Source organism: Intestinibacter sp. (assembly GCF_022780145.1).
Lineage (GTDB): Bacteria > Bacillota > Clostridia > Peptostreptococcales > Peptostreptococcaceae > Intestinibacter.
This window is the reverse complement of the sequence record NZ_JALEXO010000270.1, coordinates 1-16,282: the sequence shown is the minus strand read 5'-3', so window position 1 is coordinate 16,282 and position 16,282 is coordinate 1. Positions and strand designations below refer to the sequence as shown.

General features: G+C 29.9%; 10 protein-coding genes. 8 read left to right on the top strand and 2 right to left on the bottom strand.

All coding sequences use genetic code 11. The annotated features are described in order from the left end of the window. Window positions 1-223: 223 nt before the first annotated feature. From MR593_RS10165 to MR593_RS10130, 8 genes are all read left to right on the top strand, one after another. Window positions 224-2,308, top strand: a complete 2,085-nt coding sequence (locus tag MR593_RS10165) for an efflux RND transporter permease subunit (RefSeq protein ID WP_290692507.1) — start codon at window positions 224-226, stop codon at window positions 2,306-2,308. Window positions 2,309-2,370: 62 nt separating this feature from the next. After that, on the top strand, window positions 2,371-4,899 hold the full coding sequence (locus tag MR593_RS10160) for a hypothetical protein (protein WP_290692505.1): 2,529 nt from the start codon (window positions 2,371-2,373) through the stop codon (window positions 4,897-4,899). A gap of 335 nt (window positions 4,900-5,234) precedes the next feature. Then, the gene (gene putP, locus MR593_RS10155) at window positions 5,235-6,734 is read left to right on the top strand and encodes a sodium/proline symporter PutP (protein WP_290692503.1); all 1,500 of its coding nucleotides are present in this window, start codon (window positions 5,235-5,237) and stop codon (window positions 6,732-6,734) included. 118 nt (window positions 6,735-6,852) lie between these two features. After that, entirely contained in the window at window positions 6,853-7,065 is a 213-nt protein-coding gene (locus MR593_RS10150) for a hypothetical protein (RefSeq protein ID WP_290692501.1), read from the top strand. Between the two features lie 518 nt (window positions 7,066-7,583). Beyond that, window positions 7,584-8,936 (top strand): TrkH family potassium uptake protein, encoded by a 1,353-nt coding sequence (locus MR593_RS10145; protein ID WP_290692499.1) that lies wholly within the window; start codon window positions 7,584-7,586, stop codon window positions 8,934-8,936. A 50-nt stretch (window positions 8,937-8,986) separates the two neighbouring features. Beyond that, the gene (locus MR593_RS10140) at window positions 8,987-9,631 is read left to right on the top strand and encodes a potassium channel family protein (protein WP_290692497.1); all 645 of its coding nucleotides are present in this window, start codon (window positions 8,987-8,989) and stop codon (window positions 9,629-9,631) included. 172 nt (window positions 9,632-9,803) lie between these two features. Then, the gene (locus tag MR593_RS10135; protein WP_290692496.1) at window positions 9,804-12,521 is read left to right on the top strand and encodes a sensor histidine kinase; all 2,718 of its coding nucleotides are present in this window, start codon (window positions 9,804-9,806) and stop codon (window positions 12,519-12,521) included. Then, window positions 12,514-13,212 carry a response regulator gene (locus tag MR593_RS10130; RefSeq protein ID WP_290692495.1) on the top strand — a complete coding sequence of 233 codons (699 nt, stop codon included), beginning with the start codon at window positions 12,514-12,516 and terminating at the stop codon, window positions 13,210-13,212. Before MR593_RS10135 ends, MR593_RS10130 begins: the two co-directional genes overlap by 8 nt. Window positions 13,213-13,301: 89 nt before the next feature. On the opposite strand, the gene MR593_RS10125 is transcribed toward MR593_RS10130, so the two are convergent. Both MR593_RS10125 and MR593_RS10120 read right to left on the bottom strand, forming a co-directional pair. Further along, window positions 13,302-15,485 (bottom strand): YhgE/Pip family protein, encoded by a 2,184-nt coding sequence (locus MR593_RS10125; RefSeq protein WP_290692493.1) that lies wholly within the window; start codon window positions 15,483-15,485, stop codon window positions 13,302-13,304. Between the two features lie 130 nt (window positions 15,486-15,615). Next, the coding region (locus MR593_RS10120) for a lactate utilization protein (RefSeq protein WP_331474801.1) at window positions 15,616-16,282 on the bottom strand (667 nt) is incomplete at its 5' end.

Sequence of the window (16,282 nt, the reverse complement as noted above, 5' to 3'; positions counted from 1 at the left end):
ATAAAATTAAAGCATATATAGTGGACAATTTAAAACTGAAAATCAATGATTTTATAGAGGAGAGTACCAAATAAATTTATTCTATTTGGTGCTCTTTTTTTGTGTATTCAACGTTAAATAAAGTTTACAAAAAATAGTAAAAAAATGTATTGACAATTTTTTGGGCGCGCCCTATAATCTAGTTATAAATATTGGGCACGCCTAAAAATGGAGGGAGATTTTTATGGAAAGGATATCTAAAGCGATTGCAAAACACAGTAAAATAATTTTACTAACAGCAATAATTTTATTAGTTCCATCAGTTTTTGGATTTATAAAAACTGATGTAAATTACGATATATTGAGTTATTTACCAAGTGATACATCGACAATGCAGGCAGAAAAGATTTTAAAAGATGAATTTGGATGTGGATCTGTAGCGATGTTGATTGTCGAAGATATGCAGGACAAAGATGTAGCTCAAATCAAAGACAAAGTAGCTAAATTAGATGGCGTTAAAAAGGCTCTTTGGGTTGATGATTTTGTAGATTTATCAGTTCCAAAGGAAATATTGCCAAAGGATATGACAGATTTACTTTATAGTGGTGACAAATCTACTATGATAATCGTAATGTTTAAAGAAGGAACTGCAACATTGACTACTCAAAATACAGTAGCACAAATTAGAAATATAGTAGATAAGCAAGGTTTCTTGGCTGGTTTAAGCGGTATTATAACAGATACTAAGGATTGTGCAGATGGTGAAATGCCATTATACGTAGTAATAGCAGCAGTACTTACTTTAATAGTTTTATTATTTACAATGGAATCTACAGTTGTACCATTTATCTTTTTATTAAGTATTGGTATGGCGGTACTATACAACTTCGGATCAAATATAATATTGGGAGAAATCTCATATATAACTAAAGCATTAGCAGCTGTATTACAGCTTGGGGTAACAATGGATTATTCGATTTTCTTGCTACACAGATATGATGAGGAATTACTTCAAACAGATGACAGGATTGAGGCAATGTCAAATGCGATACAAAATACCTTTACTTCAATAGTCGGTAGTTCAACTACTACTGTAGCAGGTTTCTTGGCACTTTGTGTTATGTCTTTAGGATTTGGTTTTGATATGGGTATTGTAATGGCAAAAGGTGTTATAATAGGAGTTTTATGTACAGTAACTGTTTTACCATCATTGATATTAATATTTGATAAACCAATACACAAATATACACATAAGACAATATTGCCGACATTTAATAGAACTTCTAATTTTATAGTTAAAAATTATAAAAAGTTAGCAGTATTGTTTATATTAATATTTATACCAGCATTTATAGGTAATAATAACGCAAAGGTTTATTATAATTTGGATGAATCTTTACCAGATGATTTTCCATCAATAATAGCAACTAATAAAATGAGAGACGATTACAACATGGAAAGTACAGATTTTATATTAGTAAGTGATCAGCTAGAACCTTATCAAATTACTTCTATGATTAAAGAGCTTGAAAAAGTAGATGGAGTAAACTCAGTAATAGGACTTGAAAAATATATAGGACCTGCAATAAGTCAAGAGATGATACCAGAGGATCTTTTGAGTGAATTAAAAACAGGTGGATATGAACAATTGATGTTAAATTCAGAATACAGAGCAGCAACAGATGAATGTAATGCTCAGTTGACAGAAATTGAAAATATAGTTTATAAATACGATAAAAGTGCTCTTGTAGGTGGTGAAGCTCCTCTTACAAAGGATATGATAAAATTTGCAGATTCTGACTTCAAGAGAGTAAGTGCGGTTTCAATAATAGCTATATTTGCAATAATAGCTATAGTATTCAAATCAGCATCTTTACCAGTCATATTAGTAGCTGCAATTGAATGTGCTATATTTGCAAACTTAGGTATACCTTATTATACAGGAAAGATAGAACCATTTATAGCATCTATAGTTTTAGGAACTATACAATTAGGAGCAACAGTCGATTATGCAATACTTATGACTTCTAGATTTAAAGAAGAGTTAGTTTATACAGATAATAAGTTTGAGGCTATGAAGTCATCAATACAACATTGTGCTGGTTCAATAATGACAAGTGCATTATCATTTTTCTCAGCTACTATAGGTGTAGGTGTTATTTCAAGACTAGAACTTATAAGTTCCCTATGTAGCTTGATGTCTAGGGGTGCAATAATAAGTATGTTTATGATTATATTCATATTACCAGGATTGTTACTTGTATTTGAACCTGTTATAAGAAAGACTAGTAAAGGCTTTGAAGAACCAAAAAAAGTAGTTAACCAATAGATTAGAATAATTAAATTATACAAATTTACAGAAAACCATTAAATAATGGGGGAGGCTTAATTATGAAAAATAAATCAATTGCTCTAGCAACAGTAGCATTAGTTGCAGCAAATAGTACATGTGCATTTGCCGCACAAACAGATAAAAAGGTAACTAAGGATGAAACAGTATATTCAATATTAGATGAAAATGGAGATGCAATGAAAAATATTGTTTCTGATTGGATAAAAAGTGATACATCTCTAGGAAGTATAAAAGATATAAGTAATCTACAAAATATAAGAAATATAAAAGGTGATGAACAACCTACTATAAGCGGAAATGATGTTAGATGGAATGTCAGCGGAGACGACCTATACTATCAAGGTGAAACAAATGAAAAATTACCAATAGATGTAAATATAAAATATGAATTAAATGGTAAGGAAGTAAATCCTAAAGAAGTAAAAGGTCAAAGTGGTAGCTTTAAAATAACTATAAAATTAAAAAATAATATAAAGAAGACTGTAACAATAGATGGAGAAAAGAGAATAATATATACTCCATTTTTAGCAGCTGGAGAAATCGCATTAAATAGAGATAATTTTAAAGATATAGAAACTAGTGCAGGTATAATGCTAGATGAAGGCAATAATGCATCTATAACGTTTGTATCATTGCCAGGATTTAGTGAATCATTAGATTTAAGCAAGGATATGAACGACTATCTAAACTTAAAGGATGAAATAGTTATAACAGGTAATACAACTGATTTTCAAGTTCCTACAATAATGTTCGCAGTTACTAGCGACATAACAGGAACATTAGAAGATATAGATGAAGATATGGACTTCGGTGAATTAAAAGATTCTCTAGATAAACTACAACAAGGTGGAGCAGACTTAGTAGACGGAGCAAAACAAGTTGCAGATGGAACTGAAACTCTTAATTCAAATTACAGTAAGTTTGATAATGGAGTAAAAACTCTAGATAGTGGTATGGGAACACTAAAAAATGGAGCAGATACTTTAGCAAATAGCTTGCCAACATTGAATAATGGAGCACTAAGCTTGACAAGTGGATTAAAACAAATAAACGATGGTCAACAAACTTTAAATTCAGGAATATCTGAATATACAAGTAGTGCAAGTAAGTTGGATGCAGCTTATGCACAAATAAATTCAGGCGTAAATTCATTAGACAATGGAATAAGCTCATTGAGTAGTGGAGCTAAAACACTTACAGATAACTTACCAACATTAGATAATGGAGCAAATTCTCTAAACAATGGACTTAAGGAGTTGAGCTCATCACAAACAAAATTTGCAAATGGCGTACAAAGCTATGTAAGTAATGCTAATAAATTAGATGAGTCATACGACAGTATAGATAGCGGTATAGCTTCTGCATATAGTGGAGCTAAGAGCTTAAACAGTGGCTTAAATCAATTGGGAGATGGAGTAGATAGCTTGATAAGCTCTACAGATAAGGTGGATTCATTAGCTGATTCAGTATCTCAAGTATCTTCAAAATTATCATCATCAGATAACAGCGAGCTAAAAGCTCAAATAGAAGCTCTAGCTCAAAAGGCAGCAGCAGATGGAGATAGTGAGCTTGCAGGTCAAATAGTTAAGTTAGGTCAAAGTCTACAAGAACAATCTAATGATTTAGATAAAGCAGCATCTAGTTTAGATCAAATAAGTGCTGGACTTAAAACTGTAGCATCTAAGCAAGAAGAAGGATTAAAATCAGTTAAAGGCGGTATAAATTCTGCTTCTGAAGGTGCATCTAGCTTGAAGTCAGGATTATCACAACTTAAAGAAGGTTCATCACAATTTAATTCTAAATTAGGTGAATTTGCAGGAGCTGGTGGTACTCTTAACGATTCTTCAAGTAAATTAGCAGCTGCTACAGATAGCGCATATGCAGGAAGTAAACAATTATCAGAAGGAACAGGTAAATTAGTATCAGGAGCAAGTGCTTTAACAGATGGAGTAGCTGAGCTTAAAAATGGTTCATCACAATTGGCAAGTGGTTCACAAACATTTGGAACAAAATTAAGCCAATTTGCAAATGCAGGAGGAGAATTAAAATCAGGAAGTAATACATTATCATCAGCTACAAATAGTGCATATGCAGGAAGCAAACAATTATCAGAAGGAACAGGAAAACTAGTATCAGGAGCAAGTACTTTGACAGATGGAGTAAATAAGCTTAAAAATGGTTCATCTGAATTGAGCACAAATTCTACAAAAATAAAAGATGGTATATCTACATTAGCAGATGGTACTGATAAATTATATGATGGAGCTGTCAAGTTAAAGGAAGATGGATTAGATGAATTAAAAGATCAAAGTGATGAATTAATAACAGAAATAGACAATGTAATGGATGTAAAAGATGAATTAGTAAATGCAGCAGAAGAATACAATAATTATTCAGGTATTGACGATAGTATGAATGGTAAAGTTAGATTTGTATTGAAGGTTCAAGAGTCAGAAGATAATACTCAAGAACAAAATACAGATAAAAAAGATACTCAAAATAACAAAGACAATACAGAAGAAAAACAAGGATTCTTTGGTTGGATAAAGGGATTATTTAATAAATAGAGATAATCAAGATAATAAAAATACAATATTTTTCTCAAGTACAATAGGAAATTGGAGATGATTTTATCATCTCTAATTTTTTGTGAATTATAAATATTTTATTGTAATTTATTATTTTTTAGATAAATATAGCGCATTTATTATACAAAGTATTTGAAATATAAAGCTTAATTTTATAAACAATAAAGAATTTTTATATAAAAAAAAATAATATTATTGACTATTGTAAATAATATTATTATAGTATAAATATGTAAATATAATGGAATAATTGTCTAAAAATATAATAATATGGAAAATAACTTAGATAATTATAGGATTAGGAGGGAAAGAATTTGATACAAAGTAATTTTACTATAATTGTAATTTTTGTATTATATCTAGTAATGATGCTGACAATTGGTCTTATGGCATATAAAAGAACTAGTAATACAGAAGATTACTTTTTAGGTGGAAGAAAATTAGGAAGCTGGGTAGTATCTCTTAGTGCACAGGCATCTGACATGAGTGGATGGATGCTAATGGGTCTACCAGGAGCTGCATATCTTGCAGGTTTAGAAGCGGGATGGATTGCAGTAGGATTGACAATAGGGACTTATTTTAACTGGAAATTAGTTGCTAAAAGACTTAGAAATTATACAGAAGTATGTAATGCAATAACAATCCCACAATTTTTAGGAAACAGATATAAAGATGATCAAAATATACTTAGAATTGTAAGTTCATTATTTATATTAATATTCTTCTTAGTATATACTGCATCTGCATTTGTTTCTGGAGGAAAATTATTCTCAACAGTATTTGGTATAGACTATACAGTAGCTCTATTAATATGTGCAGTAGTTGTTGTATCTTATACTTTTGCAGGTGGATTTTTCGCAGTATGCTGGACAGATTTAGTTCAAGGTATACTTATGTTTGTAGCTATAGTAATAGTTCCATGTGCTGCAGTAATTAGTATGGGAGGAATAGATGCTACATTAGCTAGAATTGAAGCTGTTAATGTAAATATGTTAAATCCATTTATAACACTAGATGGATCATCTATTGCACTTATAAGTGTAGTATCATCACTAGCTTGGGGGCTTGGATATTTTGGACAACCTCATATATTAGTTAGATTCATGGGTATAGATGATGCTAAAAGTATTAAAAAATCAAGAAGAATAGCTATGGTTTGGGTAATATTCTCTCTTGCTGCAGCAACTTTAGTTGGTATGCTAGGTAGAGTATTCTTAACTGAGGATTTAAGTAATACATCTGGAGAAACAGTTTATATATTAATGGTTATGAAAATATTCCCACTTATTATAGCAGGGGTATTCTTAGCAGCTATACTTGCAGCTGTAATGAGTACAGCAGATTCTCAACTTTTAGTTACAGCTTCAGCAATAACTGAAGATTTCTACAAGGCTAAATTTAGAAAAAATGCTAGCGATAGAGAATTAATGATGGTAAGCCGTCTGACTGTTATAGGAGTATCGATAATAGCCGTACTTATAGCTTTAAATCCAAATAATACAGTCCTAGGCCTTGTTGAAAATGCATGGGCAGGATTTGGGGCTACATTCGGTCCAATAATGATATTCTCTCTATTCTGGAAGAGAACTACTAAAAAAGGTGCAATCGCCGGTTTAGTAACTGGTGGAGTTACTGCTATAATATGGAGAAACTTAGGCACTATGTACGGTGGAATATTCAGCCTATATGAAATAGTTCCTGGATTTATATTATCAGCAATAGTAATTTATATAGTAAGTAAATTAGATAAAGAACCTTCAAAAGAAATTCAAGATGAATTCGATAAGGTTTATCAAATGAATCAAAATTGCTAATTTATTGAATTACAATTAAAAAAATAAGCATTTAAAAGCATTGTCATAGTTAGTTGTCTAATTTGACAGTGCTTTTTTATTATATATAAAATATCGATTGTGTTTGAGGGGTGATCGTATGAATTTAGGTTTTGATAAAAATGCAAAATATATTTTTGTAAAAGATAAGTATTTTGAAGAAGTTAAGAAAAGCCAAGGTAAGATTACATCTGTTGAAAAAAGCTTTGGGGCTAAATACGACAAAAAAAGAGTAAAGGTTGTAAATGAAAAAAGCGGAATAGTTGACAACCAATATTATGTAAGCTATTTATGGTGTGAAAAAATAGATTAATAAAAAATTGAGCGAGAGCTGGATTACGGCTCTCGCTTAATTTTTTTCTATATATGTTAATTTTTTCTCATATTAGATTTCATATTAGACATAGAATTATCAAAAAAATTGGCAATGAAATAAAATAGTATAAAAGTCACTATTAATACAATTATAAGCAATATTTCAGCCATATTAATGCCCCCTAACACAGAAAAATACTTTATCGACTAAAAAAGTAAGTGATTAAAATCTCTAAGATTTATATTAAAAATTTTATTTGTGATAATTCTAACAAAAATAATATTAAATTTGTGTTAACAAAAAAACATGAATATAAAGATTGTATAAAGATAAAAATATAAATAAAATCTTTATACAATCTTTATATTAAATGGATTTTATTTATATTTTCTTAATTTAGAATTTCATATAATAGTTATGATTGGAATTTTATGTAATGATTATAATCTAGTTAAATAATTAAAAATTATAAGATTAATTTATAATTTACAGGCGAGATTATTTGGAGGAATAATATGGATTTTTTTACTAATAAAATGAGTCAAATTTCACCAATGAAGAAAATTTTAGCTGGATATTGCTTGATAATATTAATAGGAGCTTTTTTGTTAATGTTGCCTATTGCTACTAGAACAGGTCAGAGAACGTCGTTTTTAGATTGCTTTTTTACAGCTACATCAGCTACTTGTGTTACAGGACTTATAAGATTTGATACATATACATACTGGTCTTTGTTTGGACAGATTGTAATTTTATGTTTAATACAAATCGGAGGTATTGGATTTGTAACATTTGCTATAAGTATAATTTGTATTACAGGTGCGAAAATAGGTATGAATTCTAGATATGCTATGCAGGAGTCAATTGCAGCGCCGCAAATGGGTGGTATTATTAGAATGACAAAATTTATAATTCGTGGAAGCTTTATATTAGAATTAGGTGGTGCTATACTTTTGAGCTTTTATTTTTGCCCTAGGTTAGGACCTTTAAAGGGTTTGTACTTTTCTATTTTTCATTCAATATCTGCATTTTGTAATGCTGGATTTGATCTTATGGGAAATTATACAAAGTTTTCATCTTTAACTAGTGTTTATGATAATTGGTATTTTAATATTATAATCATGGCACTTATAGTAATAGGCGGATTAGGTTTTTTTGTGTGGAAGGATTTAGTGGATAAGAAATTCAAATTTAAAAAATACAAACTACATACGAAAATAGTTGTGAGTGTAACTATTTTCTTAATTGTATCTGGTGGATTGCTTATATTTATTATTGAAAGCAACAATGTAGTTTTTGAAGGAAAAAGCTTGCCTGAAAAAATTTTAATGTCGCTTTTCCAATCAGTAACTACTAGAACAGCGGGATTTAATACTATGGATTTAGCATCTATGAAGGAATCTAGCTTATTTTTAATGATATGTCTTATGTTAATTGGGGGATCAACTGGCTCTACAGCTGGAGGTATAAAAACTACTACATTTGCCGTCTTGACATTGAGTATAATGACTACATTTAGAAGAAAAAAAGAAGTAGAGTGCTTTGGTAGAAGATTAGAGGAGAGCTCTTTGCAAGATGCTTCATGTGTATTTATGATGTATATAATACTTTGTGTTGTTTCATCTGTAATAATTTCGAGCATCGAAAATATACCTATGCTGACGTCTTTATTTGAGTGTGTATCGGCTATTGCTACAGTAGGATTAACTATAGGTATAACTCCTAAGGTATGTGTTTTATCTGAGTTTATATTGTCTATGCTGATGTTATTTGGTAGAGTTGGTTCTATTACTATATTATTGGCGTTTTCATCAAATAAAAAAATAAAAGTTTCAAAGTTGCCACATGAAAAAATAAAAATTGGTTAGAAAATATTAAGTATTAGATAATATTTTGGTTATAGAAAGAAGGTACTTTTATGAAATCTATTTTAGTAATAGGATTAGGTAGGTTTGGAAGACATATGTCACAAAAACTAATAGAAGAAGGTAATGAAGTATTTGCAATAGAGAGAGATGAGGAAATAGCAGATTCTTCTATAGATATAGTCAGCAATATCCAAATAGGAGATGCTAGAAATGAAATGTTTATAAAATCTATAGGAGTGAGAAACTTTGATATATGTGTAATAGCTATAGGAGATAATTTCCAAACTACTCTAGAAATCACAGTGCTGTTAAAGGATTTAGGTGCAAATTTTATAATAGCAAGAGCTAGTCGAGATGTTCATAAAAAACTTTTGCTTAGAAATGGTGCTGATTATGTAGTTTATGCTGAAAGAGATATAGCAGAAAAGCTTGCTATAAAATTTGGATCAAAAAACATATTTGATTACATAGAACTTAATGAAGAATACGGTATATATGAGATTGCTGTACCTAATTCGTGGAGAGGAAAAAGTATAATAGAAAAATCTATAAGAAATAAATACAATATAAGTATTTTGGCTACTAAACAAAATGGAAAGCTACATCCAATGATCGACCCAAATCATGTATTTTCAAGTGATGAAAGTTTGATGGTCATGGGACGACATAGTGATATAAAGCAACTTACAAAATAAATTTTATTAGTAAAAGAGACTTAATGGAAAACAAAATCTGCATTAAGTCTCTTTTAAAATATTTACTTGAATCCTAATTTGTGTAATAAAATGATTTTCTTTAAACTAAAAATTTAGAGTTATAATATATAATGAATTTATTTTTTTTAAGATTATTTGGGGAGGTATTAAAATGAGGTCAAATCCAGAAGACATATCGAAGAAAATAAAATATGAAGAAGATACTAAAAAAACTGGCAAATTAAAAATTTTTTTCGGATATGCAGCAGGAGTAGGTAAGACATATGCTATGCTTAAGGCCGCACATGATTTAAAAAATCAAGGGGTAGATGTTGTTGTAGGATATGTAGAAGCACACATGAATCCAGAGACAACAGCACTTTTAGATGGATTAGAACAAATAGAAAATTTAGAAATAGAGTATAAGGGAATTACATTAAAGGAATTTGATTTAGATGAAACCATAAAAAGACATCCAGGGGTTGTATTAGTCGATGAATTGGCGCATACAAATGCACAAGGGTGTAGACATATAAAGAGATATCAAGATATAGAGGAATTATTAAATGAGGGCATTGATGTATACTCAACAGTAAATGTTCAGCATATCGAGAGTTTAAATGATATAGTAAATTCTATCACAGGTATATCTGTAAATGAGAGAATACCAGATAGGGTATTTGACAATGCAAACCAAGTAGAACTTGTAGATATAGAACCCGAGGAATTAGTTGAAAGATTAAATCAAGGAAAAATATACAAAAAAGAATCGGCAGAAAGAGTGTTAAATAATTTCTTTACATTAGAAAATTTAAGATCGTTAAGGGCAATAGCACTTAGAAGAACGGCCGATAGAATAAATAAGATTTCTGAAAAATTTGGTGTAGGAGAAGGCTATTATTTTACAGAGGAACACATTTTAGTGTGTCTTTCCTCATCTCCATCAAATGCTAAAATTATAAGAACAGGAGCTCGAATGGCGACTGCATTTAATGGGAAATTTACAGCTATATATGTTGAAACAGAGCAAAATGAGAATTTAGATACAGAGGATAGATTGAGATTAAAAAGCAACATGAAGCTAGCAGAACAGCTTGGAGCTAAAATTGAAATAGTTTCTGGAGAAGACATTGCATTTCAAATAGCAGAATTTGCAAAATTAATGCATATATCTAAAATTGTTATGGGAAGAAGTAGTACTAAAAGAAAGGGAGCCTTCTCTAAGGCTTCTTTTGCAGATAAGCTTATAGCATATGCTCCTAATATAGATATATATATAATTCCAGATAGAAAATCAGAATATAAGAAAAAAATCAAAGATGAAAAAGAAAAAAATAATAATACAAATTTTGAAATTATATCTGTAAAGGACGTTTTAAAGAGTTTATTTATTTTACTTATTGCGACAGTAATTGGCTTCGGTTTTTATTCATTTGGAATAAGAGATGCGAATATAATAACAGTATATATTTTAGGAGTATTATTTACATCTATTGTTACAAATAGCATCCTTTGTTGTGTAATGTCGTCATTACTTAGTGTATTAATTTTTAATTTTTTATTTACAGAACCATTATATACGTTTAATGCATATGATTCAGATTATCCAATTACATTTTTGACAATGTTTATAGCAGCTATTTTGACTGGAAGTTTGGCATCAAAGATAAAAAAACAAGCTCAAATAGCTGTTCAATCAGCATATAGAACAAATGTATTGCTTGAAACAAACCAAATAATTCAACAGGCTAAAAATAGCGATGATATAATAAAATTTACTGTAAAACAACTTAGAAAATTGCTAAATAAAAGTGTTATATATTATAGTATTGATGAACAAAAGAATCTAGAGCCCAAAATATATTCTTTAGTAGATGGAGATAAACGAGAAGATTACGATAATCAAAAAGAGCGAGTTGTTGCGCAGTGGGTTTTTAAAAATAATAAACGTGCTGGTAAATCGACTAGTACTTTACAAGATGCAAACTGCATTTACTTGGCAGTTAGAAGTAGAGAAAAAGTATATGGTGTAATAGGTATATCACTAAAGTATAGTGAAATGGAAGCTTCTGAAAATGATTTAGTATTATCTATAATTGGAGAATGCGGTTTAGCTCTAGAAAAAGATCTATTTAGTAGAAAAAAAGAAGAAGAAACTATGAAGGCTGAAAAAGAAGAATTAAGGGCTAATTTGTTGAGATCAATATCACATGATTTAAGAACACCACTTACATCAATATTGGGAAATGCAGGTGTTTTAATAGATGATAATATAGTTTTAAATGAAGAGAAAAAGAAAAAATTATATAGCGATATTTACGATGATTCTATGTGGCTTTTAGAAATAGTAGAAAATATATTGGCTGTGACAAAGATTGAAGATAATTCTATGAATATAAACCTAGTTCCTGAAGTAGTAGAAGAGGTAATAGATGAATCGTTGAGACATTTAAATAGAAAGAGTAAAGAGCATGAAATTATCAAAAAGCCAATTGAAGACGTAATTTTGGCTAAAATGGATTCTAGACTGATTATACAGGTTATAGTAAATATAGTTGATAATGCTATCAAATATACTCCAGCTGGATCAAAGATAGTTGTTTCAGCCCAAAAGAAGGACAAAGACTATGTTATAATAAAGATTTCAGATAATGGAGAGGGCATAGCAGATAAGAGTAAAGAAAAAATATTTGATATGTTCTATAGTACGCATAACAAACACAGTAATATAGCAGATAGTAGAAGAGGGCTAGGCCTGGGGCTTGCTCTATGTAAATCTATTGTAAATGCTCATGGGGGAGAAATTGGTGTTTGTGACAATGAAGAAGAGGGAAGAGGAAGTGTATTTTATTTCACTTTAAAATTGCAGGAGGTCAATTTATATGAATAAACATAGTATATTAGTTATAGAAGATGATTTGGCGGTAAAAAATCTTATTACTACTGCTTTAGAAATGCAAAATTATAAATTTCATACAGCTGAAACGGGAAACCAAGGTTTAATGGAGATTTTATCTGGAAATCCAGATATAGTTTTATTAGATTTAGGGTTGCCAGATATAGATGGTATAGATATAATAAAAAAAATGCGTACATGGTCTAATAAACCTATCATAGTCATTAGTGCTAGAACTGAAGACAAAGATAAAATTGAAGCACTAGATGCGGGTGCAGATGATTACTTAACTAAACCATTTTCCGTAGAAGAGCTATTAGCTAGAGTAAGGGTTACATTTAGAAGATTAAATTATGTAAATAGCATTGTAGAATCTAGTTCAATATTTGTAAATGGAGATTTGAAAATTAATTATGCTCAGGGTTGTGCATATATGAATGACGAAGAGCTACATTTAACACCTATAGAATATAAATTATTATGTGTTCTCGCAAAAAATGTAGGAAAGGTACTGACTCATACATTTTTAATCAAAGAGGTATGGGGAAATACTTTAGGCAGTGATGTGACTTCACTTAGAGTTTTTATGGCAACTCTTAGAAAGAAAATTGAGATAGATACATCAAAGCCTAAATATATACAAACACATGTAGGCGTGGGATATAGAATGCTTAGAATTGAATAATTTTTTATAAAAAATTTATTAAAAAATGCAAAGTTAAAGAATATAAATTCTAGACTTTGCATTTTTTAGATTAATAGTAGAGATATTTTCTATTCTGTTAAACGACTACCCTCTAATTTAGATACAAATTTGTGGAATAATCTGTTGATTGGAGCTTTAAGGAATATATTTATAAGTATAGAGCTTATAAGAAATACAAATAATACGCATAAATCTATTCTTAAGTTAGGAAAATATATACCACCTATAGCCTCTCTCATCGCTGAAATACCATAAGTAAATGGTAAGAAAGGATACACAAAGTGGAAAAATTTTGGTGTTACTTGAATAGGAAAAGTACCACCAGATCCAGCAACTTGAAGAACTAATAAAATTACACTTATAGCTTTTCCTATATTTCCAAATAAAGATACTAGAGAATACACTATAAAGTTAAATACCATACTTACAAATAAACATATAAGTACAAATAAGAATGGATTATCCATCTTTACTTTGAGTATAAAAATATCACCTACACTTACTATAAGCGATTGAACAAGAGATAATGATAAGAAGGTAAGTCCTCTACCAAGATAAACTTGATAAGGTCTATAGGTATCAGCAAGGCTGTGATTATCGTCCATATCATTATGGGAAACATCAACCTCTGTAGTTAAAAGTGATGTCAATAGCAATATACCAACCCACAGAGCGAGAGTAGTATAAAAAGGTGTCATAGAAGCACCGTAATTAGTCATAGGGTATATAGTATGTTCAACTATATCTACAGGTGATTCTAAGAAACTGGCATTAGTCATAACATCATTTTTTAAGAAGTTTATAAGTTCCTTTGTATCTTCGCTATTGTTTATTTTATCTAAAGCATCTATAAAATCATTTAGTATAGTTTTTGCTTTAGGAATTTTTTCATTAGCAAGGTCGATTGTTTCTTGAGCATTTTCTGAAAATCCTGAGAGGCTAGATAATAAGCTTTTTACTTTAGGGATTTCGCTTTTTGCATTTTGTAATAGCTTACCGACATCCTCAGAAACTGTTATACCTTGAGAAAAAATATTATTTATAGGATTTTTAATAGATGAATCGTAGTTATTTAGTATTCCTGTTGTAATTGTATTGACATCATTTGCAACTGTAAGTAGCTTATTTAAGTTATCTAAAGAAGGTTGTTCATTTGCCTCAACTTGGTCTTTTATTTTACTTAAATAAGCAAGTGAAGTTTCTATTTTTGAATTTATGTTATTTAATTTACTTATAGTGTCATTTAAATCTTGATTATGAGATATATTATTTAATTTATTTAAAAACGAAACTAAACCGCTTGACATATTGTGTAAATTATTTAATTTCAGGGACAAATCGTCTATTAATTGTGGTGCATTTTCATAATTTGAATTTATAGCATCTATTAACGCTGTTACACTGTTAGAAGCAGATGATGACACACTATTTAAAGCTTGTAAATCTCTTTTTACTATAGGGCTTATCTGAGTTAAACTGCCTTGAGTATTTTGTAAGAAGCTGTTTACATTAGAAGATAGGTTTGATGTATTTGTAATAGTTTCTTCTATTAAAGGCATATTTTTATTTAAACTATCTATGATATCATTCATCTTGACTATAGATTCAGATGCATAATCAATAGTATTGTCAATTTTTGAAAACCTGTTTTGAACATCACGTAATGATGTTTCAATTTTTGTAAGCTTAGGCAATTCTTCTTGTAATTTTATACCTGTATCATTTAAAAATTTAAAAACTATTTCACCTATCGTTTTTATAAATGTCTGATTTATTTGCTCCTGGATAGATGAGGCGCCTTTAGCAGTTATTTTAGGTGCTATTGCATTTATTTTTTCGTTTACTGAATAAATTATTTGAGCTCTTTTAGTATCTTCAGATACAATTGATATTAAATCAGATGAGAAATTTTTAGGAATTTCGATTGTTGCGTAATATTTTCCACTTTCTAATCCTTTTTTTGCAGTATCTGAATTCACAAATCTCCATCCGAGAGCATCGTTATCTTTCAATTTTTTTATTAATTGGTCGCCGATATTGATGCTTTTATCAGCTAAGACGGCACCTGTATCGTTATTTACAACAGCAATAGGTACATTTTTAGTATTTCCGTATGGATCCCAAGATGCTAGTATATTAAACCAGGCATAAAGGGAAGGTAGAATGCAAAGTGCTATTATGACTATTAAAAGAGCAAAATTAGTGAAAATATCTTTTATATCTTCGTAAAAAATTTTTAAAACTTTTGACATTTTATCCTCCATAAAATATATTTTTCTTTATTTTGCTCTTTTTTGTATTTTCTATTAATAAAATAATTTTTAAATCAAAAAGCTATCTGTTACTTAATCAGATAGCTTTAATAGTAAATAGAAAAGTTTTTTAAAAACCTAATTCTTCTCCAACTAATACGATTTTAATTTTAGATACAGGTCTACTCATTCTAGTTATAACAACTTGGTTGCATATGCTTTCTGTTGATTTGCAGTTAGCACAAGAGCCCTTTAGATAGCAAGGAGTTTTAAGGTCCTTAAATCTTTGTATATTTATAGGTGCTGCTATATTTCTTGCTCTACTAACGGCGTCGTCAAGAGTTTTGCAGACTTTGTTGATTCCTACTATCATAACTACGCTTTTAGGGCCGTAGCATAGTGCAGCCACACGGTTACCGTTGCCGTCTATATTTACAAGTACACCGTCTTCAGTCATGGCGTTAGTACTCATTAAAAATGTGTCAGATAAAAGAGCTTGTCTCATTAAATCTACGCGTTCTTCAGGAGATTTTGCGGTATCTCTATCTATGACTTTGTAGTTTTTCTTTACATAATCAAGTAATCCGATTTCGTCAATTGAAACAGAACCACCCCATGAAACTACGTCTTCTTTTGGAATTAATTCAATAGCTTTTTTTAGAGCGTCTTCCTTTGTTTGACAGTAGTAAGCATCGAAGTGTCTTTTTTGTAGATTTTCTACTACCTTTGCTCCTAGTAAATCGTATCTAACTTCTTTTGGTGTATTTCTTCCCATTTGAACCCCTCCATTTTTACTT

What these genes read in the sequence shown, in the direction of transcription:
- MR593_RS10165 (WP_290692507.1), top strand. Translation starts at nt 224, where the DNA reads ATGGAAAGGATATCTAAAGCGATTGCAAAACACAGTAAAATAATTTTA.
- MR593_RS10160 (WP_290692505.1), top strand. Translation starts at nt 2,371, where the DNA reads ATGAAAAATAAATCAATTGCTCTAGCAACAGTAGCATTAGTTGCAGCA.
- MR593_RS10150 (WP_290692501.1), top strand. Translation starts at nt 6,853, where the DNA reads ATGAATTTAGGTTTTGATAAAAATGCAAAATATATTTTTGTAAAAGAT.
- MR593_RS10145 (WP_290692499.1), top strand. Translation starts at nt 7,584, where the DNA reads ATGGATTTTTTTACTAATAAAATGAGTCAAATTTCACCAATGAAGAAA.
- MR593_RS10140 (WP_290692497.1), top strand. Translation starts at nt 8,987, where the DNA reads ATGAAATCTATTTTAGTAATAGGATTAGGTAGGTTTGGAAGACATATG.
- MR593_RS10135 (WP_290692496.1), top strand. Translation starts at nt 9,804, where the DNA reads ATGAGGTCAAATCCAGAAGACATATCGAAGAAAATAAAATATGAAGAA.
- MR593_RS10130 (WP_290692495.1), top strand. Translation starts at nt 12,514, where the DNA reads ATGAATAAACATAGTATATTAGTTATAGAAGATGATTTGGCGGTAAAA.
- MR593_RS10125 (WP_290692493.1), bottom strand. Translation starts at nt 15,485, where the DNA reads ATGTCAAAAGTTTTAAAAATTTTTTACGAAGATATAAAAGATATTTTC.